The organism is Chitinophaga sp., from assembly GCF_036569185.1.
Lineage (GTDB): Bacteria > Bacteroidota > Bacteroidia > Chitinophagales > Chitinophagaceae > Chitinophaga.
On sequence record NZ_DATCRD010000099.1, the window covers coordinates 1 to 24,044 of the forward strand.

Here is a 24,044-nt window from a genome sequence, read left to right on the forward strand (position 1 = left end):
TTCATACAAACAATTCATTATCAACCTGTAAGGCCGTGGCATTATCTTAGTCCGGATAAATTGCACTACTCATAATTGTGTAACTCTTATGATGCTAAAGAACTACATAAAGATCACCTTCAGACATCTCTGGAAAAACAAAACCTACAATTTCCTGAATATTTTCGGGCTGGCTATCGGGTTGGCCTGTGCGGGTGTAATTTTTTTGTGGGTAGAAGATGAGGTGACCTACGACAATTCCCATATAAAAAAGGACCGCATTTATCAGGTATGGGAGAACTGGAATTACGGTGGCGATATCCGCACCTTTACCTCCACACCTGCGCCAATGGCGGAGGCCATGAAAACGGAGATTCCAGGGATTATGCGAACCTGCCGCGCCTCAGAAGGCGGGAACAATGTATTGTTCACGTTTGGCGACAAAAAAATGTATGCCTCCGGCATGTATGTGGATGCCAGCCTGTTTAACATTTTCACGTTTCCATTTATAGAAGGCAATGCCGCTAATCCTTTCCCACAATTATATTCGATTGTTATCACGGAAAAAACAGCCAGGAAATTTTTTGGCGATACCAGGAATCTCATAGGCAAAACCATTACGATTGATAATGCGCAACCATATGTGATATCAGGAGTAATAAAAGATATCCCGGAAAACTCCAGTATAAAATTTGAGTGGGTCGCTCCTTTTGAGATCTATTTCAACCAGAATGCGTACCTGAAAAACTGGGGCGCCAATTCGGTTGACACTTATGTAGAACTGGCGCCTCATATAAATGTAGCCGGTATCAACAGTAAACTGCAGCACTTCATTGAAGCGCATAGTCCCGGCGCCATTAACCACGCTTTCCTGTTCAATATGAACGATTGGCGGCTGCACGACCAGTTCACCAACGGGAAACAAAGCGGCGGCCGCATAGAGTATGTCCGCCTGTTTTCCCTCATCGCCTGGATCATATTGTTCATTGCCTGTATCAATTTCATGAACCTGGCCACCGCCCGCAGTGAAAAGCGTGCGAAAGAAGTGGGTGTCCGCAAAGTAATGGGTGCGGGAAAAAATAAACTGATCATCCAGTTTATCAGTGAAGCGTTGTTTATGTCCGTGTTGGCAGCGGCATTAGCCGTATTGCTGTTGTTCCTTGTGTTACCGGGATTTAATGCATTGGTAGATAAACATCTCAGCATAGGGCTGGATCAGCCGATGCATCTTATCTGGCTGCTGGGGATCACGGTGGTATGCGGCGTGCTGGCAGGCAGTTACCCATCACTGTACTTATCTTCTTTTAACCCTGTTTTTGTATTGAAAGGTATTAAAGCGAAGACCGGCAGTGCGGCCTTTATCCGCAAAGGGCTGGTGATTGCGCAGTTCAGCATTTCTATTATACTAATCATTTGCACGGCGATCATTTACCAGCAGATCCAGCATGTGAAAAAGCGAAATCTGGGCCTTAATAAAGATAATCTCATTTCCATGCAGGTACAAGGTACCATGAAGCAGAATTTTGATGCTATCAAAGCAGCGCTGCTGACCACCGGTGTAGTACAAAATGTTGCATTGGCGGATATGTTTACTTTGTATGGTGGCAACAATACGTCTGATATTAGCTGGGAGGGGAAACCTGCTACTGAGAATATCCTTATTTCACAGCGGGAGATAAGCCCTGAATTCATTCGAACTACCGGTATGAAGATTGTGGCCGGTAATGATTTTAAACCCGTGGCCGCTGCCAATGGCATGGATGTACTGGTAACAGAATCGCTGGAACAGCTGATGGGCAAGGGAAGCGCTGTAGGTAAAACTATTATTACCCCTATCACCGAAGATTCCTCTCTTCACTCCCGCGTAGCCGGCGTGGTAAAAAATTATGTATATGGCAATATGTATGGCACACCCGATCCCGTGGTCTTTTATTGCCGTTCCAACAACGCCAGCCTCATGTATGTGCGTATGAATGATGATGCTGATAAGGAAACCGCGCTTCATGAAATTAGCCGCGTGATGCAGCAGATGAATCCTGCCTATCCTTTTACCTACCAGTTTGTAGACGACCAGTTTAACGCTATGTTCACCAACGAAACGCTCATGCAGCAGCTATCGCGCTTATTCGCTACGCTGGCTATAATGATCAGTTGCCTGGGATTATTCGGACTGGCTGCTTACACCGCAGAAAGAAGAACCAAAGAAATAGGGATCCGCAAGGTGCTGGGCGCCAGCGTATCCGGCATTACCCGGCTGCTTTCCGCCGACTTCCTCAAACTGGTGGGTATTGCATCCCTTATTGCGTTTCCTGTGGCCTGGTATACTATGGATCAGTGGTTACAGAAATTTCCCTACCGCGTATCCATCCATTACTGGGTGTTCCTGCTGGCAGGTGTGGCCGCCATGCTGATCGCACTGCTTACCATCAGCTTCCAGAGCATTAAAGCAGCATTGATGAATCCTGTAAACAGCCTGAAAGCAGAATAACATACCTTAAATAGCTGCACAGCAAAGGGCTGGTACCTGTTAAAAAACAGGTGTCAGCCCTTTCATATACCGCAATACAAAGAACCACTTATTTGTTTACTTACTACTAAGTAAGTATATTTGTGCCGCAAACGGCAGTTTATGTCTGAAACAAAAGATAAAATAGTGGCGTTGGCCGACCAACTGGTGAGGACCAAAGGATTCAACGCTTTTAGTTATAAGGATATTTCAGCTCCGCTGGAAATAAAAAATGCAGCCATACATTATCATTTCCCGGCAAAGGCCGATCTCGGCGTGGAAGTAGTGGACCAGGAGATGATAAAGTTTCATACGCAAACCAATCGGTGGAAAAACCTGCCGGAAAATGAACAGCTGAAAAAGCTCACGGATGTGTTCCGCCGCCACAGCAGGGAAGGCAATATCTGTTTAATGGGATCTCTTGCGCCCGACTTTGATACGCTGGAACCTGCCATGCAGGCCAAAGTACAGGAAATGGCCGCAGGTATTGTGAACTGGCTTACCCAATGCCTGGAGCAGGGCAGGAAAAAGAAACTTATTCATTTTAAAGGCGCCGCCAATGCGCGGGCGCTGATCATTATATCCAATTTGCAGGCTTCCCTTCTTTTATCGAGGGTGATGGGTCCATCCGCTTTCCGCCTTATTGCGGAACAACTGATGGACGACCTGTGTCATAAATAACCAGCTATGAAAAGAGTTGTTATAACAGGAATGGGTACGGTATCTCCCATTGGTAACAATGTTACCGATTTCTGGAATGGTCTTGTTAATGGTAAAAGCGGGGCTGCTACCATCAGCCACTTTGATGCCAGCCGGTTCCGCACACAGTTTGCACATGAACTGAAAGGCTTTGATCCTTCCACATCGCTGGACAAGGGAGAGATCCGTAAAACAGATCCGTTTACCCAATATGCACTGGTAGCGGCCGACCAGGCGGTAAAGGATGCAGGGCTCGACTTCAGCAAAATGGATCCTTTTGATACCGGCGTGATCTGGGGCTCGGGCCAGGGCGGCATGCAGACGTTTGAGGAACAGGTTACCGAATACGTTTCCGGCGATTTTAATCCCCGTTTCAGCCCTTATTTTGTTCCCAAGCTCATCACCAATATGGCATCGGGGATGATCTCCATCAAATATGGCCTGATGGGTATCAATTATACCACCGTATCGGCCTGCGCTACTTCTAACACCGCTATCATGGATGCATTAACGTATATCCGTTTGGGTAAGGCCAAAGTAGTGGTTACCGGCGGCTCTGAAGCGCCCATAACCCCGGCCTCCGTAGGCGGTTTCTGCGCCATGAAAGCCATGTCGGTGCGCAATGATGATCCCACCGCAGCATCCCGTCCTTTTGATGTGCACCGTGATGGTTTCGTGATGGGAGAAGGCGCCGGCGCACTGATCCTGGAAGAGTATGAGCACGCCAAAGCCAGGGGCGCTTATATTTATGCAGAAGTAGCCGGTGCTGCCATGACTGCCGATGCGTATCATATGACGGCTACTCATCCGGAGGGACTGGGCGCCCTGCGGGCGATGCAGCTGGCACTGGAAGACGCGGGCCTGAACAAAGAAGCAGTAGACTACCTGAATGCGCACGCTACCTCCACTCCTGTGGGCGACCTGAGTGAAATAGCTGCCATCGGAAAGCTGTTTGGCGCCGCACCATCACACCTGCATATCAGCGCCACGAAGTCCATGACAGGCCACCTCCTTGGCGCAGCCGGGGCTATAGAAGCCATCGCCAGTGTGATGAGCATTCAGAAAGGCATTATCCCTCCTACCATCAATACGCAGGAACTGGATCCGGCCATTCCCTCTTCGTTGCAGATAGTACTGGGCGCCGCCCTGGAAAAAACCGTGAATGTAGCCATGAGCAATACTTTCGGCTTCGGCGGACATAACGGAATAGTGGTGTTCAAAAAAGTGTAGTGGGGATTTTGTCCCGCCAAACAACCTTTCCGTCACATGAATCCTCCCCCGCATCACAACGCCCGGAATATATGCGGGGATAATGCTAATTTGCCGGAAATTACAACCCTGTATGAAAAAACTATTCGCTGCCTTTCTCCTGCTATTTGCCTATATAGGTTTAATGGCCCAGATGCAACCAAGCCTGGCGCCCTTTGGACAAACCGACAGCGTATATTCCAATATCCTCGGGGAAAACAGGCCACTATGGGTGTATACACCGCCAGCCGATACCACCTACTTTACCAAACCTGCTTACCCGGTGGTGTATGTGTTGGATGGAGATTTTCACTTTGCATCCCTGCAATCCATGATCCTGCAGTTAAGCACTATCAATGGTAACACAGCGTTGCCGCGGATGATCATTGTGGGTATTCCCAATACCCGCGGCAACCGGATGCGCGACCTTACGCCCACGCGTGACTCCCTCTATCCCGGTTCCGGCGGTGGGGAAGCCTTCACCGGTTTTCTTGGTAAAGAGCTCATTCCCTACATCGATAAAAAATATGCCACTGCTCCCTATCGCCTGCTGATAGGACATTCCCTCGGCGGGCTGATGGTAGTGAACACCCTGCTGCATCACCCCGGCCTGTTCAGCGGTTACATTGCCATTGATCCAAGTCTCTCGTGGAACAATAAACAGGTATTGTCCCAGGCTGCCGCGCAGCTACAGTCATCTTTCAAAAACAAAAATCTCTACCTGGCTGTGGCCCATACCATGAAGCCCGGACTGGATACCATACAATTGCGGAAAGACAACTCAATGGGATCTGTACATACCGGCGCTATTCTTACTTTCACCGACCTGCTGAGAAAATTTCCCGGCAACCAGCTGAGATGGAGTTATAAATATTATGAAGATGATGATCATAACTCCATCCCATTTGTGGGAGAATATGATGGCCTGAGATTCCTTTTCCCGCATCACCGCTTCCCTACTTATCTCTATACAGATAATACCTGCCCTGCAGATTCTCTGGAGGCGCTTATCACCGCACACTTTCAAACCCTGTCGGAAGACATGGGCTACCGGGTACGCCCCTACGAAGCTACATTGAATGAATTCGGGTATTACAACCTGCAACAGAAAAATTTCGATAAGGCTAAAATGTTCTTCCAGCTGAACATCCGCTATTACCCCGAAAGCTTTAATACCTATGATAGCATGGGCGACTATTACCTGGAAAAAAAAGATACCTCCCAGGCCAAAATCTACTGGAAAAAAGCACTGGGCATCCGGTTCAAACAGGAAATAAAAGATAAAGTAGATAAGATCAACACCGCGACGCATTGAGCGGATTTTGTCTTGGAACACTGATTTAGATGATTACGCTGATTACACTGATGTTATTTTAAAAATTTTGACAATAGCTATTTACTGCCCATTATCAAAAATTAAAAAAAGTATCAGTGTAATCAGCGTAATCATCTAAATCAGTGTTCCAAGACAAAATCCGCAACTTTTAAGGCAGCGTATTGAAATTGATCACCGGCGCGGCGCCCGATGCAGTACGGGTAAGCGGCGTATTGATCTTCACGAAGTTGGAAAAGAAGCCGCAATTGCGCAGGTAAAACCTGGTGGATTCCACACCGCCGGCAAAGTCCATACGCGACTGTGATGCAGCGGTAGCATCTCCGGTGAATTGCGCGTTTGTCAGTTCGTACCAGGTACCATTGGTATCTCTTACCCATTGATTACCGTACTGTGCTTTCCTTCCTATATAACCAGTTTCAGTAGAGAAATTTTCCAGGAAAGAATATAACCCGGTTAACCAGGTATTGGTTTGCGGGCGACGGAAGCTGGCTATCAGTTGCCAGGAGCCGGTTTCAGGAGCATAGAACCAGGAAGTGAATTCTGTTTTGTTGTTCGCCACCGGCACAGCATGCGTTAAAAAACGATAGGTAGTGCCAGCCTGCCAGTTATATACGAGGTAGCTTTGTCCACCTGCTCCCTCATTGCCAAAGGAGCCCGTTTGTACGCCAGGTCCTTTACGCAGCAGCTCTATCTTCAATGAATCCGGGATGCTGTTGGGATCATCTGTATTGGCAGGACTCCAAACAGAAAACAACACCCTTCTTTCGGTGGTACTGTTTACCTGTATGCCGAAATATCCCTGGCTGAAGCCGTTAGACATAAAATAAGATCCTACCGGGTCCTGGCCGGCAGGCACCGTTACTTCATTATAGAACCACTCCACATTTTTACCTGCCGGCGGCGTGTATCCCAGGTGTACAGAAGGGCCTCTCCTGCCCCAGTATACATCCGTCTGAATGTAATTGAGCCGGCCACTGGTAGCGGCGCCACTGATGTACAGGTCCGACAGGTCCGCATAGTAGCCTCCGGTTTTGGATACGCCCTGGAAGTCTACTTTCACATAGCCGGTATCCGTTAGGTTGAAATCACCTACATCAATGGTGTGATAACTGTTACCGGATGCAGTAATGGTTTTTGACTGACCCGCCGCGGTGATCTTCAGCTGGCTGTTGCCGGCCGGCACCTTTCCCCGCAGGGCCAGGTGCAGTGTGCCCGTTGCACTGGTACGGAAATAAGCGCTGAAAACGGAGTTGCTGCTGGTCCAGTTGGCCAGGCCATAGTCCACCACTACTTCTGCAGCGCCGGCGCTGCTTTGTGTAAGCCAGGCATTGCTCCCCAGTGCTACGGCAATATCCGTAATGCCGGAACCTTTAACGGTGGCAGGCAACAGGCTGTCTTTCGGGGTTACAGCAGATAGAGAATAATTCCTGGAACAGGACGACAGGAGTAAGCATCCGAATGCGAATGCAAGCGATAATTTTGGTTTCATTGCACTGTTATATTTGGTTAAAAAAGAAACAAGGGCTCTCTGTTTTTTCGTATGCTCGTCTACGTGGTAATACCTGAATTTAGTTACCCTGGCAATTATATAATAATCGCTCCTGCCAATTATGACATTGTAATGACGTCCGTATTTTTCAGCACAGGCCGATTGTGTTATTTATCTCCCCAAAAAAATAATACGGAATGCGTAGGGGTAATCAGTGTACATGGTGTCTTCCTCTAAAGATTAAAAAATCAGCATTTTTATGAACCAGCAACATATACACCGGCAACCCATGCAACTAAAAATAAGATACGTCGCTTTGTTAATTATCTTTTTCGCGCTCACACCTGTGCAAAGGCTATGGGCCCAGCTGGGCGCCACTTCCCTCGATGGCCCCGGCATAGGGATCAGCGTGGATTACCTGCCTCCTTCCCGTTATATCCGGCCGGAAGACAGCGTAAAAACCAGGTCCACCACCTCGCAGCAACGCTATAATTTCGGCGCCATATTTTCGCTGGGCAGCCATGTGGATACCGCTACGGGGAAAGTCCGCAACTGGACGCTGGAGGTTTCGGGCAGTTACACCAAAATGCAGCACAAAGACTATGATAACCGCATTTTCCCGGAAGAACTGCTGGGCACACAACTGGCGCTGCAACATTTCCGGAGCATCGGCAACCGTTGGGGCATGGTAAGCGTGCTATCTGTGGGGCTTTTCACCGATATGGAAAAGATCAATAGCAAAGACGTTTTCATTAACGGGGGCGTATTGTTTGTAAAGCAGCATAACCGCCATTTTTCCTACGGTATAGGCGCTATGTTCACCAATACTTTTGGTACGCCTATGCTATTGCCAGCGCTCCTTGTTAAATGGCAAACCGAAAGTAAATTCAGGATAGACATAAACTTCCCTGAAAAGATCAGCGTATCCCACCGGATGAATAAACAAACCGACCTGGCATTGGCCTTCCGTATGCGTGGCTCCTCTTACGATGTGGAAAATGCGCCGGATAAAAAGCGGCTGATGGGTTACTCAGAACTGAGCGTAGGGCTTGAAAATACCTGGCATCTGAGCAGGCATATTGACTTTGTAGCATCGGGAGGCAGTATCCTTTACAGTGGCGTTGCCTTCCGGGAGAAAAGTTTATCAGAGATGTTTTCCGATAAACCGTTGCATAGGCTGGCTACCAATTATTTCTTCAGCGGCGGGCTGCGGTGGAATTTCCAGCCGCGTAAATAACAGTCGCATTTTTAAAAGAACCGGTCACTGTTTGTGCATACAGTGACCGGTAAAAAATATTATCTCACTTCATATGGAGGCTGTGCAGGCGCCTTATACGGCTTTGTCTGCAACAGGTTCTTTATTTCGGTGATCGCCCGTTCCAGCTGCGGATCTATGCCTTTGGCCATATCGCCCAGATTTTCATCTATGGCAATATCCGGATCAACGCCGTGGCCTTCACGGAACCAGGTGCCATCGTTGTTGAACATACGGAACGATGGTACAGTGATCACGCCCCCATCGATCAGTGCGGGCGTATTGCTGATGCCAATAAGACCGCCCCAGGTACGGGTTCCTATGATGGGGCCCAGTCCTGCTTTGCGGAAATAATCCGGGAACGCATCGCCGCCGGAGCCGCTCCAGCCGTTGATGAGCATCACCTTCGGGCCGAAATTGGCATAGGAAGGCCATTGGGCAGGCGTGCCGTTACGCGTGGCCCAGTAAGCCAGGGGCTTGCGGTTCAGCATTTCAATAAAGCGATCAGGGATCTGGCCGCCGTTATTGAAGCGTTCATCAATAACAAGAGCGGCTTTGTCCCACTGCCCGTTGAACTGGCGGATCAGTTCATCCTGCCCGTCGATACCCGTACTTGGCACAAAAATGTATCCCACCTGGTTATTGGTGGCATCGGCCACACGCTTGCGGTTACTCTCTATCCAGGCCAGGTGGCGAAGGCGGTATTCGCTGCCGATCGTTTTTACAATGGCGGTTTTAGCCCCTTCTGTGGAAGGACGGTTGTTCCAGGTAAGCTCTACTACTTTCCCGGCGAGCGACTGGAATACTGCATAAGGTTCCTGCGTGGTGGTAAGCGGTTCGCCATTTACCGCCAGGATATAATCCCCTTCATGGATGTTAACGCCAGGCTCGTCCAGCGGGTTGCGGGCTTCCGCATTCCAGGGCGCGCCGCGGATAATGCGTTTGATCTTATAGTATTTACCGTCCGCCTGCCAGTCGACCCCAAGATACCCTACGTTTTCATGTTTATCGTCTTCTACATCTCCGCCGAAGTTATAAGTATGCGAGGCATTCATTTCGCCCAACAGCTCATTGATCACAAAGCTCACTTCCTCTCGGGTGCGGGCGCCTTCCAGCAGATGCAGGTATTTATCTTTTACATTATTCCAGTTTACACCATGCATATGCGGATCATAGAAGAAATCGCGTTCCATGCGCCAGGTGTCCATAAACAGCTGTTTCCATTCTTCCGCGGGGTTTACCGTCATTTCCATTTCCTCCACGCGCATAGCGGTGTCGATCTTCTGGTTTTCGGCTACATCAATAATGCCGTAGGGACCGTTGTTCACCAGGATCTTATTACCATCGGCGGAAAGTTCGTACTGGCCGGGCTCTTTGATAATGGTTTTTACCTGCCGGGTAGCAATATCATAATACTGCAGCGTGGCTTCCCCACTGCTTTCCTCATCCGCCGGCGGTGTGCTGCTCACGAACAGGATCTTGCCTTTCACTGCGCCGAGGCGGGAGTAATTGCCGCCTGGCACCGGGAGCAATACCATCCTGGCTTCCATGTTGTCCAGGTCGATGCTGGCAGTAGTTTCTCTTTTCTCTTCCGCAGGTTTTTCCTTCTTACCTTTTCCTTTTTTAGCGGCAGGTTGTTCCGGCTCCTTCTTGTCTTCCTTTACATTCACCGCATCGTTGCGGGTAGCCAACAGGGAGGGTGTTTCCTTTTGGAGGCCTATCACTCCTATCACGGTGCTGTTTGCATAAATAAAGGTATTGTCGATACTGCTGTAGCTGGGTTTGAACGATTGGTTGGTAAGCACATACAGGTACTTTCCCGCTTCATCAAATACCGGGCGGCTTACATCATAAAATCCGCTGGTTACCTGGTGACGCTGGTTATTCTTCGTATCGAAAAGGAATACGGCTTCATGGCCGTTTTCCATATCCCGGCTATAGGTAAGCCACCTGCTGTCGGGCGTCCAGCTGAAACGGAAGCCTTCCAGTACATCGGGTGAGTAATGCAGGGCTTTGTCTACCGCGGTGGTTTTACCGGTGGCGATATCCAGCACCCATATTTTCAGCTCCTGGTCGATGAACGCTATTTGTTTGCTGTTGGGCGACCAGTGCGGACGGTAGCGGAACCCGGGGCCGTAATGAGTGAGTTGTTTTGCCTGGTCTTCCTTACCTGCGGTAGCCAGCCAAAGCTCATATTCCCCTGATTTATCGCTCCACCAGGCAATGGTTTTACCATCCGGCGACCATACAGGATAACGCTCTGCGATGCCACTGGTGCGCGTAAGGTCTTTCACATAACCTTTTACAGCAGGTACGGAGAATACATCGCCGCGGGCGCTGATGAGCGCGCGCTGGCCATCGGGGCTTACGGCGGTGGATTGTATGTACTTCACGGTGCGCTGGGTGCGTGGTTTGAGCGCGGCCAGGTCGGTGGTGATATTAATCTTCACTTCAGTGGATTGCTGTGTGCCCAGCGATAACAGGAACAATTTACCATTGGCTTCGTATACAATCTCGTCCGGGCCCATGGAAGGGAAGTGAACGTCGTAATCTTTGTAGCTGGTGATCTGTTCGTATGCTTTGGTATTTACATCATAGCGCCAGAGGTTCATCCTTTTTTCAGCGCCGCGGTCGGACAGGAAGTAAATGAAGTTATTGTACCACATAGGGAATTCATCGCCGGCTTCGCTTTTAGCGGAGATGTTCTCCGACAGTTGTTTCGCAAAATCAAACACATGGATCTCTGCTTTCATACCGCCACGGTATCTTTTCCAGTTACGGAAGCTCTGTGAGCGTGTCACCAGGGCCATTTTGGAAGCGTCGGGCGACCATGATCCGAATTCAGCATAGGCCAGTGGCAGTTTAGTAGCAGCGCCACCGGTTTCGGGAATAGTATAGAACTGGTTGAAACGTTCTTTGGTGCTTTCCCTCCCCGAAGCAAAAAGTACCTGTTTGCCGTCGGGCGTCCAGTCCACCACACGATCGGTGCCACCGTATTCCGTAAGCCGCAGCGGCACGCCACCGGCTACCGGTAACACATACACGTCTGTATTGCCGTCGTAATTGGCGCTGAAGGCCAGTTTACTGCCATCCGGCGAGAATTTGGGAAAGGACTCCACTCCCGGTGGAGAAACCAGTTTTATGGCGGTGCCACCGGTTTTTGGGACAATCCAGATATCGTTGGCATAGGAAAATGCGATCTGCGACCGGGATACGTCGGGATAGCGGAACAGGCCGGCATCAACCTGTGCCATAGCCTGTTTTCCTGCCATAGCAGCAAGAAAAAACAGGGCGGATTTCTTCATCATAAGCGTTTTGAATTTTAGATGCTGCCACACGGGGCGGTTTATTTTTGTTGTGGTTAAAAAGGTATTTGCTAATCTATGGAAATCCCGCGATTTCATAATTACCTCTGATCACAAAAAAATGCACGGTCATCTATACACGTATAAGGTTAATTTCCCGGTGTGCATAAAAATGTAGAATAGCCGCTATGGGGAGTCCCCGGCGAAAATGCCCGTGCATAAAGGCTGTGCTGCTTTATATTCCGGGCCTTTTACATAAAAAAAGCCGATCTTTGTTTCGTATCAAATTAATACAGAAATATGGCTAGATCCCAGGAAACAGTTGGTAAAAAAGAAAAAGAAAAGAAAAAAGCAAAACAGCGGCAGGATAAACAGGAAAGAAAGGAAGAACGAAAGAAAGAAAATGCAAAAGGCAAGAGCCTGGAAGATATGATGGCTTACATAGATGAAGATGGTAACATCTCCTCTACTCCTCCCGATCCGAGTAAGAAAAAAGAGATCAATGCGGAAGACATACAGCTGGGGCCAGGCAGGCAATTGCCCGAAGAGCCGGCAGAGCTGATCCGCAGGGGTGTGGTAAAGTTCTTCAATGAATCCAAAGGTTATGGTTTCATTATCGATCAGCAAACGCAGGATAGCGTGTTTGTGCACATTAACCAGCTGACGGAGCCAATCAAAGAAAGAGATAAGGTAACGTTTGAGGTGGAGAAAGGACAGAAAGGTCCAAGTGCTGTTAATGTAAAAAAAGAAGTAAAAAGCTAAACTGTAAATGGTCTGGCTTTATTGAAATAAAAAAATCTGAGCGGTTACCGGTAATCGCTCATTTTTGTGCGTGGTTGGTGCTGAGCCACCTTCCTAAAAAATTACAGCGTGCCACACCCACTGAAAAAACTCTTCCAGCGCCCTATTATCTGGCTTTCCAACAGGTTTTCTTCACAGCCTGACAAATTACAGGTATTCGCTTCCCTATCGCAGCTCCAGGAGGAAATCCTGAAAGGCAACCGGCAAAAAGGACTGATACTGCCCTTCGATTACGAACATAGCCGTTTCATTATTTTCTCAGACCAGCATAAAGGCGGTAAAGACGGGGCGGATGATTTCATGGCCGCTGAAGACAACTATGTAGCGGCGCTTCGTTATTACTACGATAAAGGCTATACGTTTATTAACCTGGGCGATTGTGAAGAACTGTGGGAATGCCCACCGGCTACTGTGATCCGCGAATACCGCAACACCCTGCTGGAAGAAGCCCGTTTCCTGCAGCAGCAACGCTACTTCCGCGTGTTCGGCAACCACGACCTGGAATGGCATTACGCAGTACCGCGACAACAATTCCTGAAAGACATTTTCGGAAAAAAACTGAAAGTATATGAGGGCCTCATCCTTCAAACCCGGTACCAGGACCAGGACTACCGCATTTACCTCACTCATGGCCACCAGGGCGACCTTCGCAGTGATGGCAACGCTTTCAGCAAATGGTTTGTAGCCGCCATATGGACGCCCCTGCAGCGGTTCTTTGATATCCGCATGGATACGCTCTCCGACTCCTTCGACCTGGCCGACCGTCACAATATTATGATGTACGAATGGAGCATCCAGTATAAAAAAACATTCCTGATTTCAGGGCATACCCACAAACCCGTGTTTGCTTCACTGGATCATATCGACAAGCTTACGAAGCAACTGGACAAAGCCCGCGCCCAGGGAGATGCTGAACAGGTAAACATCTTACAAAAAGCATTAGCAGCGCGACAGGCAGAATATGCCGGTAAACAACTGGTGAAAACAATGGTACATCCCTCCTATTTCAACACCGGCTGCTGCTGCTTCAGCGACGGGGACATTACCGGGCTGGAAATCGCCGACGGCGCTATACGACTGGTGAAATGGAAGAAAGACGCACAGGGGAATTCCCGCGTGGTACTTGAAGAATCCCCCTTGTACTATTTATTTGATCAGATGGCCTGATCAGCGGCTAAGGACTGCCGCACCGGCGTACGCTGCGCCTGCTCCAGGAAAGCCTGCTTTACTACCTTCGCCGTTTTATGATCGCCGGTATGACTCCACCCCGGCGGCATTACAATATATAACAGCTTGTTTTTTATACCCGGCGCCTTCCGTACATCTTTCCATAAACCGTATAATTCACCGAAGTAAACATCCAGGAAATTGTTGGGGTTCATTTCCCGGGAAATGCCATACTCGATCTGCATATCATGCTTTTCATGCTGGAAGGTGCCAAACACCTTATCCCAGATATTAAGCAGGTTGCAGAAATTGGTATCCATGTACAGGGGATTTTTTGCATGATGCACCCGGTGATGCGATGGCGTGAGAATGATCCTGTTCAGGAAGCCAAGCCGCCCGTCTTTGATAAGGTTCTCACCTACATGAATAAACGCTCCCCAGGTACCGTCGATGAACATGATGATGAAAAGCAGCGGGGGATTCACGCCCATCAGGATACAGATACTGGTACGGATCACATCAGCATACGGCGCTTCCAGGAAAAAATGCGCGTAGGTGACCGAAAGGTTCATGGTTTGCGGCGCATGATGGGTAGAATGCAGGCACCAGAACAAACGTACTTTATGCCCGTAATAGTGATAAATAAAGTGAGAGAATTCCCAGATCACATACCCGTAAATAAACCAGTACCATTTAAGGGATGTATTGAATAATGCATACTTCTCCAGTAACCCTATACAGAAAGCTACCGCAGCGATAGAAATAAACCGGGAGATAAACCGGTTAGCCACAAAGATGAAGAAAGGCATTTTATAGTCTTCGATCTTAAACCGCTTGTAAAAAACGGCCCGTCCTATTTCCAGTAACAGGAGAAATGGTATCAGTGGCGAGATCACGGAGAAGATCCCGTTCAGGGTAAGCAGTACCTTATAATTCCCCGTTTTACATATTTCTATCAGTTGTGTGATGCCAAGGAATCCTATGATTTCCCTGAATATTGTTTCAATAACAACCATAACGCGCTTTATTTAGTTCACTTTGTAGGTACAAAATACAACTTTGTATGAACAAAGTATACAAAACACCGGCTTTTTTTTTCGGGTAAGGGAGAGGCCGGTAGCTAGTCCATCACCGGAATCGCTGCCTGATGGCCTAAATCTGTATATTTATAGCCGGAACACCTAAAACTATTTTATGGAAGAGGCGGATAAACTACAGCGCATTGTTGAAGCGAGAATGAAGCTCAAATCCCGCTTTGAGGAGAAGATGCGGCAAACCCCATCCGTGGCGGACAATAAGCCCCAGGGCAGCGGTAATCCCAACCGGCATGGCATGCCGGTGCTGCCAATAGGGCAAACCATCACGCATAAATGGCCGGTACTGGATCTTGGAATACAGCCCGAAATTGAAAAGGACGAATGGCAATTGATCCTGGACGGCGCCGTGGAGCACCCGGTTACCCTCAACTGGGCCGATTTTCTTGCACTGCCACAAACAGCAGACACCTCCGATTTTCATTGTGTAACCACCTGGTCCAAACTCAATATGAACTGGGTGGGCGTAAGGTTGCTGGATCTTGCGGCGCTGGTACAGCCAAAGGACACGGCCACGCATATACTCTGTTACGGTTATGACGACTATACCACCAACGTATCGCTGGAAGAGGCGCTGAAGCCCGATGTACTGCTGGTACATACATTTGAAGGCGCGCCTTTGCCCAAAGAACATGGCGGCCCCGTAAGGATGATCACTCCTGAATTGTACGCCTGGAAAGGCGCGAAATGGATACACCGTATAGAATTCCTCACCGCCAACAGATTAGGCTTCTGGGAAGAAAGAGGTTATTCCAATACTGCTTATCCCTGGAGGAACGACCGGTACAGTTAATTATTTATAAACTTCACCAGCGACGGTACTAATTTGTCTGCCAGCGGCAACGGGGTTGTTTCTCCCTGCGCAGCAGCGGCTTTTAATGTATGCGTCATTCCTGTGATCATCAGCAATTGGGAGCCGGGTTTGCAGTTATGCAGTATATCCGCCTGCACCGGTGGCACTTGTGTATCGCTGGTACCTCCTATCACCAGGAACGGCATCTTTACAGCGGGTAGCAATGTACAGGGATCGTAGTGAAAAGTGCTTTTCCAGAAGGTATACAGCGAGGGATTAAAAATAGTGCTGAGCGCTGCAGGCACCTGCTGTGGGTCCCTGCCCTGCCGTAATTCATTCAGGGTAACTGTTGCCGCGTCATACAGCGAATCAGCCAGTATAGGTTTTAACTGTGCCAGCAACACTTTATCCATGCATTCACCCGGGCCGGATAAAGAAACCAGGCGGCTGAAATTCCTGCGGCCCGCCGCCATAAGGCCTATCAGAGCGCCTTCACTATGGCCGATCACCGACACGCTTTTAAACTGTGCGGTATTTCTCTGCAAATGATCGATCCAGGCAATAGCATCATCGGTATAATCGTCCAGGGAAGTGGCGCTGCTGCTTTTTTTGAAACCGGCGCTCTGCCCGATGCCACGCTTATCGTAACGCAGGGATGCAATGCCATTATCGGCCAGTGCAGCCGCCAGCTGCTGGTAGGAGTTGCCATTGGGCGCCGGCAGTAAAGGGTTATTGCCGTTATGATCAGTTGGTCCTGAACCGGCAATGATAAGCACTACCGGCCAGGGTTGCCTGGCTGCCGGCTTGGCCAGCACGCCATACAGGATGCCGCCATCTGCGGTAACCACGGTGTCCCTTTCCTCGAAAGGCAATAATGCGGTGGCTTTGGGCTTGTTGCCCGCAATAAAGAAACCTGCAATCCTGTGGTTATTGTCGAATATCACCCGAAACGTAATAATGGCTTTGGCAAACCTGTTATCCGCCAGTATTATATCATATGCACCTTCCTTTAATGCTTTTGTGGAGACGACCGCTTCCCATTTCCCATAAGATTGCTCCAGCTGTTGCCAGATGCCTTTCAGCATTTCCGCGCCTACTTTTTCTTTCATGTTGGCATCCATATTTTCCCTGGCGCCTTCCCAGTTTTCCTTGCCCAGCTGTTCAAAAAGATGTGTAGCTACCTGGTCGTTTTGCTGCGCGGCAGCGGTGTAAAACAGGATACACAGGAATGATAACAGGTAATATTTTTTCATAGATCCGGAGTTTGCTGAATTATTTTTTTGTAGATGTAATAGGAATAACCACACGTAATAAGCGATGATGCAAGGATCACCGACAGCATCAGGTAATGCAGCTGCTCCTGGCTTACCAGCCAGGAAAGCATAAATCCCAAAGTGCCTGCCATAAACAATACCACGCCTCCCACCCGGTGGGTTTTACGCCATACGGTTTCGTTCTTCAGGGTCCACGGGGTACGGATGCCGAAGAAATAGTTGGGCCGCACATTGTACATAAGATTGCCGCAAACGGCCAGGAAAACAAGTATCAGCTGCGGTGTAAGCCTGGCCATGTTAAACCCGCCTCCTGCAAGCATGATGCAAACAGGCCCGATGGAAAGCACCAGGTGCGTGCCTGCCCAGATGATCACGTATGGTTTGCGTGATAAAGGCTTTTCCTCACTGCTTTTGTACAGCGAAGAAAACAGGCGGTACAGGAATACATTTAATAACACCAATACTATGATCCCTGAAATATATCCCCATAATACCCCTTTACCAGCCGGTATCTTCCCCGATGCCACCAGCATTTCATATACCGGTATACCGCTCAGGAATACCACTGTCACTACTTTGAAGCCGTATAAAAAAGGTGTGATCCGCCCCGCTTCTTTCCGGCTCTTTTCATTCAGTAAAAAAGGTATTAGTGGGATGCTCATACACAGGTAAGTGAACACAGTACTTGCAAAAAGCGCCAATACCAGGCCAAGTGGTTCCATATAACTGTCTACCACCCATTTACCTTCTCTACTGATGCTATAATGGGAAGGTATTGTTGCCGGCAGATCTGCACGAAGTAAGACGTATACCAAAAAAGGCATCGCCATAGCCAGTATCAGCAGGATTTCCTTCAACCATTTATTTTCTTTCATAACGGGCAGTTTTAGGCTTTATCACTGGTAATGCCTCCGCTGTGAACTGCAGCATCCATTTCAGCAGTTCATCCATTACTGTAGTATTGAGAGAGTAAAATATAAACTGCCCTTTTTTTACACTGGTAATCAGTTCCGCCTGTTTAAGCAGATCCAGGTGATGCGATATGGTAGGCCTGGAGAAATTAAAATGCTCCGCTATCTGACCGGCTGTCAGATCTTCTTTCTTTAGCAGCTCCAGGATATCCCGGCGGGTTTTATCATTGAGCGCTTTGAATACGTTGTTCATAAGGAATATATTTAGACAACTATCTAAATACTAAGATAATCCAATCAGGGAAACGGGCAAAATAAAAAACGCAGATCGCCTTCGGCGAATTTTGTCTGACTCAGGATTAGGCTGATTATACTGATTTTCCTGAGTTTGTTTTTTTGATTCTTTTGTTGCCGTCGGCGAATTATTTATTCGTTTTTATCTCCCAAAATCCTTTAACAATCTTAAAAGTAAAAATCAAGCAAATCAGTATAATCAGCGTAATCCCGCTCCAGGACAATTTTCATCGCCAAAGGCGATCTTACAAAAATCCTTTAAAAATCAAAAAAAAATCAAGCAAATCAGTATAATCAGCCTAATCCCGCTCCAAGACAATTTTCATCGCCGAAGGCGATCCTGCAAAAAAACGCAGCGCCCTGTAAGAGGCGCTGCGCAGGGCGGAAGGGAGAGGTATAGGAACTAAGGCATAATTTCAATAACGGTTCCCTCCTGCCAGTTTTTATGTTCGGGAGTATAGTAGAGATAGCAGTTGCTGGCTTTTCCTTTGTATTTACCTGGTACATCGGCTTTCAGGTCAAGGTGGACAGACTTGGTTTCCCCGGCGGCAAATCCCATCCAGTAAAGCACCAGGTAATTATCGAAGATCTCGTAATAAGCTACTTCTTTCTTCTCTGCCAGTTCTTTCAGCTGCCAGGGCTGCAGCGAGAGTCCGGCAGGAATACCGATTTTTGCAATGGCCATGGGCTGCAGCGTGGATTTGATATTCTTTATATCGATATTCATCCGTACGGTTTCACCTGCTTTGGTGCGTGTGCCGCTTAAAGCAGTATGCAGCTGTAACTCTGCTGCAGCGCTGCCCGGCGGCTGCATGGTGAAATAAGACAGCTCCATATTATAAGGCAAACCGGCCTGGCCGCTGTATTGGATGGCAAAAGTATTGGAGCCGGTTTTCACTGCATCACTGAATGACCGGCCCGCTTCGAGGAGCTCATTATTCAGGTGGAAACTGATAGTGCCGCTGCTTTCGGCACGGCCTTTCAGCTTCACATATTCTACAATGGCATTCAACGCCAGCACTGTCGCCTGCGTAGATCCGTAACCGTAGTATACCTTTTCAGAAAGTATTTTAGAGATGGCTATAGCGATAGCAGCCATGTCCGGATGCTGCTCACGGGCAAGCGCCATGGCATATAACGATAACGCCTCTACGCGGAGGGAAGCATCCCTGGAGTTAACGACAGAGGTAGCAGCCGCCAGGTTCTCCTTCCTGTAATTTTCCTTCAGCGCAGCCATCAGGCGGGCAAAGCCGGTGGTATCTTTCATATTGGCTGCTGCCAGCGCCATCAGCCCCAGCTGGTAACCATCCCCGGAGGCCAGCGTTTTTTGTACCTCGGCATTATACTCCCGCTGTATCTCGCTACCTACACCGGCTTGCGTGAGCGCATATACAATGTACAGGTTGGCAATATTGTTGGGCACAGACCGGAACCTATCATAGCCGCCGGCAGCTAACTTAAATCCGCCTTCACCATCGCGGCGGCTAAGCAGGAACGACTTAGTACGGGCAAGCATATTTTTATCCACATCAATAAACGCCTGCATGTCGGTAAACTCCAGCAAGCCATAGGCTGTAAGCGCCTCATGAGGCGGCGTATGCCCAAACCATTCAAAACCGCCCATAGCCGTTTCAAAAGCAATCAGCTTTTTATAACCTGCTTCAATATACTCCAGGGCTTTGGCTTCCACTTCCCGGTTCGATTTACCCGATTCCTTCAGGTATTTCAGGATGAAGATATTCGGATAAGTACTCGAAGAGGTTTGTTCAAAACAGCCGTATGGCTCTCTCAGCATAGATTCAATACCATCCAGCAGCTGTCCTTCCAGCGAGGTGAACACCTGCAGTTTTGTTTGTATACTGCCCTTTACCGGTTCGCTGATATTGAAGGTGTGTTGCGCAGATGTTTCACCTGAAAAAGTATGTACAACAGGAAAGCCGCGCTGCGCCGCCGTTATAGGTAAGGTCAGGGTTTCCGTTCCGCTTTTTCCATGCACGGTAAACTTCACGGTGCCACTGGTGGGCGCAATAGCTTCCAGCGGAATAAGCACCTGCCTGGAGCTGTTGGGCTGCAGTGTCACCTTATCCTCAAACCTGCCAGCCGACATATTAACGGGAACGGCTATACTAATATCCAATTGTATGGCGGAAGCACTGTTATTTTTAAGTACCAGCGGCACCATCGCCTGGTCGCCTATAGTAAGATAAGGCGGTATTTTGGCGTCTATCTGCAAGGCATTACGGGTAGCCCAGGTAGCTTCTGCCCTGCCAGGCTTGCCATTCCAGCCAATTCCTTCGGCAACGGCCCTGAAAGTAGTGGCAGCATCGGAGTTGTAAAACTCCAGCGTAGCCATGCCTTCCTTATCCGTTTGCACTACGGGGTTCCAGTAAATGGTTTCACGGAAATCAGTTCGTTCATCCGTATCCGTTGTAGCGTAATGTGGTGCATAAAAACGCCTGGCTACAGAGAAAGTGGTTTGATTGGCGGGCACCGGCATGGTAGCATAATAGCCTCGTTTGCCAAGATCAAAACGGATCCTGCCGGGAAGCTTGTTTTTGGTATGGATAACAATCACGCCGTTTGCGCCACGCACGCCATAAATGGCCACTGCACCCGCATCTTTGATCACCTCAATGGAGGCGATATCATTCGGGTTCAGCTGCATATCCAGTCCTTCCATTGCCACGCCATCCACAACAAACAAAGGCTGGTTATTTCCCGTAAGTGATGCATGTCCCCTGATCCTTATATCCTCCGGGGCGCCGGGATTTCCCTGGGGTACTACCTGCACCCCGGCTACCCTGCCCTGCAGCAAACCCTGCAGGTTATTGACTACCAGCTCCTCTCCCCGGACCATCACTACTGCCCCGGCAACCGACTTTTTCTTTTGTGCCCCATAGCCCACCACTATCACTTCATCCAAGGCTTTGGCATCTTCAATCTTCACCATATTCATCACTGCGTTGGCATCTTCCTTTTTCTCCGGTACTACCGGCAACGGCTGTACGGTGGGATGCAATACCACCCCTTTCTCCAGCAACTTGCGCGCCCTGATCTCGTTACCTTCCACCCCATTCTGTTCTATCCGTATAGTTACAGGTGCACGGCCTTTTACCGGCCTTGCAATAAGGCAATACCTGCTGAGTGGCTCCAGGTTGGTAAAAAAGAAAGCGCCATCATCATCTGTATTCATTTGTATCGCCTTCCCGTTATCGCTGGTATTGATGAGAAAAACTGTAGCCCGCACAGGTTCTTTTTTGGCGTTCAGCACGGTGCCGCTCAGCACCTGGCCTTCATCAGGAATATACTTCAGCAATTCACCGTTCTTTGCTTCCGGGATATAATCAAAATAACGGTAGCCATGGGTAAGCATCACCAGGTCAAGTGCAGGCGCTGCCCTGGGCTCGTCTTCCTTAAAATAAAATAACGGCTCTTCTATCTTCCCATGTAATTCACTACTCATCAGCAACCACGATAAAATGTGATCCTGCTTATCATCGGCGTAGGTCCACAGTTTATCGTCCATTACTGCTACGGACAAATTGGATGGCAACGGCGTTCCTTTATCATCGGTGGTTTTGATAGTCATTTTCACTTTCTCCCTGGGCAGGTATTCTTTTTTATCGGTAGTGATGCTCACCTGCAATACCTTATTCCTGTTCAGGAATAACAGCCGTTCTGCAACAGGGGTTTTGTCGTGCAGCAACAAGGTAAACCGCGCAATGCCGGCGGGAAAAAGAGACTCGTCTATGTCAATGGTTTGCACGCCTTTCTTCAGGTGCAATGCTTTTGTATAATAGGTCACTGCTTTTGTCTGCCCGGTCACCGTTACCTGCTGATCTGCTGTGGCAGACAGTTCCAGCTGTGTCTTTCCGTCTTTCTTTATAACATTCATTACCACCCCTTCGTTCCTGTATGCAGGGAAATCATATACCTGTGCAATATGCAGCGGTGAAATTATTTTCACGGTATATTTTTCACCAGCCAGTGGTGTGAAGGAAAATTTTCCCATACCTGCATAATAACTTTCAAAGGTGGTTACCTCGCGCCCTGTATGATCCAACACTGCTCCTTTTATATCAGCCGGTTTGCCGTGGTCGTTTACCGCCCTGAAAGCGATGTTACTGGTAAGCCCTGCTACCAGGGTTCCTCCCTCTGGCAACAGCTGCAGGTCTATTTTATTAAGTACAATAGGGATGCTACGTGAAATGGATTCTTTGTAAGCATCATAGTCGATGGTTACATTCAGCAAACCATCCGTGGTACTAAGATCTGCCGGCAGCCTGAACTGCAGCTGTGCCTTACCATTGCTGCCTGTAGTGGCTGTACCTGTTTGTATAACGGCGCCGCCTATACTCACTTTATAATTCACCGTATGCCCGGCTATGGGCTGATCGGATAAATTCCTGATACTATAATCTGCTGTCACTTCGTCGCCGGGGCCATAGCCTTTTTTAGGAAAATCCAGTTTCATCAGCACCCGGGGCGGAATTACCTGTTGCACGGTAATCTCTTTTACATAAAAGGTGCTGTCGTTTTCATTACGCATCCAGGAAGTATAAGCCTTGAGCCTGTAAATACCACCGGGGATGGAAGGCTCAAAATAAAATGAGCCTTCTGCATAACCATCTGTGATCTTATAATTAAGCTTTTTTATTACTTTCCCGGAAGGGTCCAGTATATCTACAAACGCTACTTTGCTCAGGGAAGAAGGTTGCTGGTTTTTTGCATTTACCAGGTATAGTTTAAAAAACATTTCATCACCCGGCTGAAAAAAAACATGGCTGGTATGGAGATAGATCTTTTCTTTAAACGAGGTATAATCGTAGGTTTGGGCCTGTCCTGCCAATACGGTGAACAGGCATATGCAAAGGAAGCTGATAATTTTTTTCATGATCTCAGAATTGAATGGATGCGTTAAAACCATAAGTTTTGGTAGCGGGAAGATTGAAGAAATCCAATCCTGTGCTATTGGCCTGGTCAAACAATAACTGTTCAGGGTCCGTTCCCTTATAAGGCGACCATAACAGGATATTATTGACATAAGCGCTCAGGGTAAGGTTCTGGATAATACGCCGGAACAACAGCTGGTAGCTGAGTTTCACGGTATTCAGCCGGAGCCTGTCGGCACGTTCTATATAATCTTCTGCCACACCGCTGATCCCGTACCTGACCCAGCGGTTTTTACTGATCTCGTCTTTGGGGTTATAAAAATCCACCGGGATATTGTTTGGCCGGCCGTCTGTTTGTACACCGGAGAAAATATACCCGGTGATGTTCCTCCCATTGGCAGACTGCTGTGAGCGGCCGTAGTAATCCAATACTGCCTGTGTACCATTCCACCGGTCGCCGCCATGTTTCCACTCGAGGTCCGCCTGCAAAGAGAACCGTTTCCATTGCAGGCTATTATGCAGCTTCATTACAAAATCCGGGATGGGATTCCCGATAATAGCAGGATCCTTCGCTACCAGGGGAAACCCATCAGGCCCGATCACCCGGTTGCCGTTGGCGTCGCGCTGCCAGGCGCTTCCTACTATCACTCCGAGTGGCTGTCCTGCTATCAACGCCGTGTGCACATCACTGAAGCCGGCTATGGGCGTGTAATTGTAAGGATTGTTCACGCTGGTTACCTTATTCCGGTATGCATAAAAGGAAAGTGCATGGGAAGCGGCCACCGTCTTCTTCCTGGAATTGTCCTCAAAGAGTTTCAGCTCCAGGTCAATTCCCTCGTTGCGGTGATTGGCCATGTTCTTTAACACCAGTTGCCCGTCGGCCTCCACCGGGAAGAGGTCCTGTTGGGTATTCCTCCAGAAAACCGAGGCAGTAAAGCTTAACAGGGAATTCCTGTATAGCTGTAAGCCGCTTGTCCATTCCTCCTGCAGTACGGGTAACA

16 protein-coding genes are annotated in these 24,044 nt (G+C 48.6%); 8 read left to right on the forward strand and 8 right to left on the reverse strand.

The window, feature by feature from the left end; all coding sequences use genetic code 11:
* The first annotated feature begins 91 nt into the window (after nucleotides 1-91).
* From VIM72_RS07400 to VIM72_RS07415, 4 genes are all read left to right on the forward strand, one after another.
* Nucleotides 92-2,467 (forward strand): ABC transporter permease, encoded by a 2,376-nt coding sequence (locus tag VIM72_RS07400; protein ID WP_332002197.1) that lies wholly within the window; start codon nucleotides 92-94, stop codon nucleotides 2,465-2,467.
* A 141-nt stretch (nucleotides 2,468-2,608) separates the two neighbouring features.
* Nucleotides 2,609-3,166, forward strand: a complete 558-nt coding sequence (locus VIM72_RS07405) for a TetR/AcrR family transcriptional regulator (protein WP_332002198.1) — start codon at nucleotides 2,609-2,611, stop codon at nucleotides 3,164-3,166.
* Nucleotides 3,167-3,172: 6 nt separating this feature from the next.
* A complete protein-coding gene (gene fabF, locus VIM72_RS07410) occupies nucleotides 3,173-4,414 on the forward strand; it encodes a beta-ketoacyl-ACP synthase II (RefSeq protein ID WP_332002199.1) in 1,242 nt (413 codons plus the stop codon).
* Nucleotides 4,415-4,526: 112 nt separating this feature from the next.
* Nucleotides 4,527-5,747: an alpha/beta hydrolase-fold protein gene (locus VIM72_RS07415; protein WP_332002200.1), complete on the forward strand. Its 1,221-nt coding sequence runs from the start codon at nucleotides 4,527-4,529 to the stop codon at nucleotides 5,745-5,747.
* 169 nt (nucleotides 5,748-5,916) lie between these two features.
* Here VIM72_RS07415 and VIM72_RS07420 read toward each other — a convergent pair whose 3' ends face one another.
* Nucleotides 5,917-7,257, reverse strand: a complete 1,341-nt coding sequence (locus VIM72_RS07420; protein ID WP_332002201.1) for a DUF3472 domain-containing protein — start codon at nucleotides 7,255-7,257, stop codon at nucleotides 5,917-5,919.
* A 259-nt stretch (nucleotides 7,258-7,516) separates the two neighbouring features.
* Between VIM72_RS07420 and VIM72_RS07425 the strand changes: the two genes are divergently transcribed.
* Nucleotides 7,517-8,494, forward strand: coding sequence for a DUF6268 family outer membrane beta-barrel protein (locus VIM72_RS07425; protein WP_332002202.1), 978 nt, complete (start codon nucleotides 7,517-7,519; stop codon nucleotides 8,492-8,494).
* 59 nt (nucleotides 8,495-8,553) lie between these two features.
* On the opposite strand, the gene VIM72_RS07430 is transcribed toward VIM72_RS07425, so the two are convergent.
* Nucleotides 8,554-11,820, reverse strand: coding sequence for a S41 family peptidase (locus VIM72_RS07430; RefSeq protein WP_332002203.1), 3,267 nt, complete (start codon nucleotides 11,818-11,820; stop codon nucleotides 8,554-8,556).
* Nucleotides 11,821-12,117: 297 nt separating this feature from the next.
* On the opposite strand from VIM72_RS07430, the gene VIM72_RS07435 reads away from it, so the two are divergent.
* Entirely contained in the window at nucleotides 12,118-12,579 is a 462-nt protein-coding gene (locus VIM72_RS07435) for a cold shock domain-containing protein (RefSeq protein ID WP_332002204.1), read from the forward strand.
* 108 nt (nucleotides 12,580-12,687) lie between these two features.
* Nucleotides 12,688-13,785 (forward strand): metallophosphoesterase, encoded by a 1,098-nt coding sequence (locus VIM72_RS07440; RefSeq protein ID WP_332002205.1) that lies wholly within the window; start codon nucleotides 12,688-12,690, stop codon nucleotides 13,783-13,785.
* Here VIM72_RS07440 and VIM72_RS07445 read toward each other — a convergent pair.
* Entirely contained in the window at nucleotides 13,773-14,801 is a 1,029-nt protein-coding gene (locus VIM72_RS07445; protein WP_332002206.1) for a sterol desaturase family protein, read from the reverse strand. The genes VIM72_RS07440 and VIM72_RS07445 overlap by 13 nt on opposite strands.
* A gap of 178 nt (nucleotides 14,802-14,979) precedes the next feature.
* Between VIM72_RS07445 and VIM72_RS07450 the strand changes: the two genes are divergently transcribed.
* Complete coding sequence (locus VIM72_RS07450) at nucleotides 14,980-15,672, forward strand: molybdopterin-dependent oxidoreductase (RefSeq protein ID WP_332002207.1); 693 nt, start codon at nucleotides 14,980-14,982, stop codon at nucleotides 15,670-15,672.
* Here VIM72_RS07450 and VIM72_RS07455 read toward each other — a convergent pair.
* The 5 genes from VIM72_RS07455 to VIM72_RS07475 all read right to left on the reverse strand — a co-directional run.
* Nucleotides 15,669-16,925 carry an alpha/beta fold hydrolase gene (locus tag VIM72_RS07455; protein ID WP_332002208.1) on the reverse strand — a complete coding sequence of 419 codons (1,257 nt, stop codon included), beginning with the start codon at nucleotides 16,923-16,925 and terminating at the stop codon, nucleotides 15,669-15,671. The two genes, VIM72_RS07450 and VIM72_RS07455, sit on opposite strands and share 4 nt — an antisense overlap.
* Nucleotides 16,922-17,821 (reverse strand): SdpI family protein, encoded by a 900-nt coding sequence (locus VIM72_RS07460; RefSeq protein ID WP_332002209.1) that lies wholly within the window; start codon nucleotides 17,819-17,821, stop codon nucleotides 16,922-16,924. The genes VIM72_RS07455 and VIM72_RS07460 overlap by 4 nt, the downstream gene beginning before the upstream one ends.
* Entirely contained in the window at nucleotides 17,808-18,110 is a 303-nt protein-coding gene (locus VIM72_RS07465; RefSeq protein WP_332002210.1) for an autorepressor SdpR family transcription factor, read from the reverse strand. The genes VIM72_RS07460 and VIM72_RS07465 overlap by 14 nt, the downstream gene beginning before the upstream one ends.
* Before the next feature lie 444 nt (nucleotides 18,111-18,554).
* Nucleotides 18,555-23,045 (reverse strand): TonB-dependent receptor plug domain-containing protein, encoded by a 4,491-nt coding sequence (locus VIM72_RS07470; RefSeq protein ID WP_332002211.1) that lies wholly within the window; start codon nucleotides 23,043-23,045, stop codon nucleotides 18,555-18,557.
* Nucleotides 23,046-23,049: 4 nt separating this feature from the next.
* Nucleotides 23,050-24,044, reverse strand: a 995-nt coding sequence (locus VIM72_RS07475) for a hypothetical protein (protein WP_332002212.1), incomplete at its 5' end; no start/stop codon positions are given.

What these genes read in the sequence shown, in the direction of transcription:
- VIM72_RS07400 (WP_332002197.1), top strand. Translation starts at nt 92, where the DNA reads ATGCTAAAGAACTACATAAAGATCACCTTCAGACATCTCTGGAAAAAC.
- VIM72_RS07405 (WP_332002198.1), top strand. Translation starts at nt 2,609, where the DNA reads ATGTCTGAAACAAAAGATAAAATAGTGGCGTTGGCCGACCAACTGGTG.
- fabF (WP_332002199.1), top strand. Translation starts at nt 3,173, where the DNA reads ATGAAAAGAGTTGTTATAACAGGAATGGGTACGGTATCTCCCATTGGT.
- VIM72_RS07415 (WP_332002200.1), top strand. Translation starts at nt 4,527, where the DNA reads ATGAAAAAACTATTCGCTGCCTTTCTCCTGCTATTTGCCTATATAGGT.
- VIM72_RS07420 (WP_332002201.1), bottom strand. Translation starts at nt 7,257, where the DNA reads ATGAAACCAAAATTATCGCTTGCATTCGCATTCGGATGCTTACTCCTG.
- VIM72_RS07425 (WP_332002202.1), top strand. Translation starts at nt 7,517, where the DNA reads ATGAACCAGCAACATATACACCGGCAACCCATGCAACTAAAAATAAGA.
- VIM72_RS07430 (WP_332002203.1), bottom strand. Translation starts at nt 11,820, where the DNA reads ATGATGAAGAAATCCGCCCTGTTTTTTCTTGCTGCTATGGCAGGAAAA.
- VIM72_RS07435 (WP_332002204.1), top strand. Translation starts at nt 12,118, where the DNA reads ATGGCTAGATCCCAGGAAACAGTTGGTAAAAAAGAAAAAGAAAAGAAA.
- VIM72_RS07445 (WP_332002206.1), bottom strand. Translation starts at nt 14,801, where the DNA reads ATGGTTGTTATTGAAACAATATTCAGGGAAATCATAGGATTCCTTGGC.
- VIM72_RS07450 (WP_332002207.1), top strand. Translation starts at nt 14,980, where the DNA reads ATGGAAGAGGCGGATAAACTACAGCGCATTGTTGAAGCGAGAATGAAG.
- VIM72_RS07455 (WP_332002208.1), bottom strand. Translation starts at nt 16,925, where the DNA reads ATGAAAAAATATTACCTGTTATCATTCCTGTGTATCCTGTTTTACACC.
- VIM72_RS07460 (WP_332002209.1), bottom strand. Translation starts at nt 17,821, where the DNA reads ATGAAAGAAAATAAATGGTTGAAGGAAATCCTGCTGATACTGGCTATG.
- VIM72_RS07465 (WP_332002210.1), bottom strand. Translation starts at nt 18,110, where the DNA reads ATGAACAACGTATTCAAAGCGCTCAATGATAAAACCCGCCGGGATATC.
- VIM72_RS07470 (WP_332002211.1), bottom strand. Translation starts at nt 23,045, where the DNA reads ATGAAAAAAATTATCAGCTTCCTTTGCATATGCCTGTTCACCGTATTG.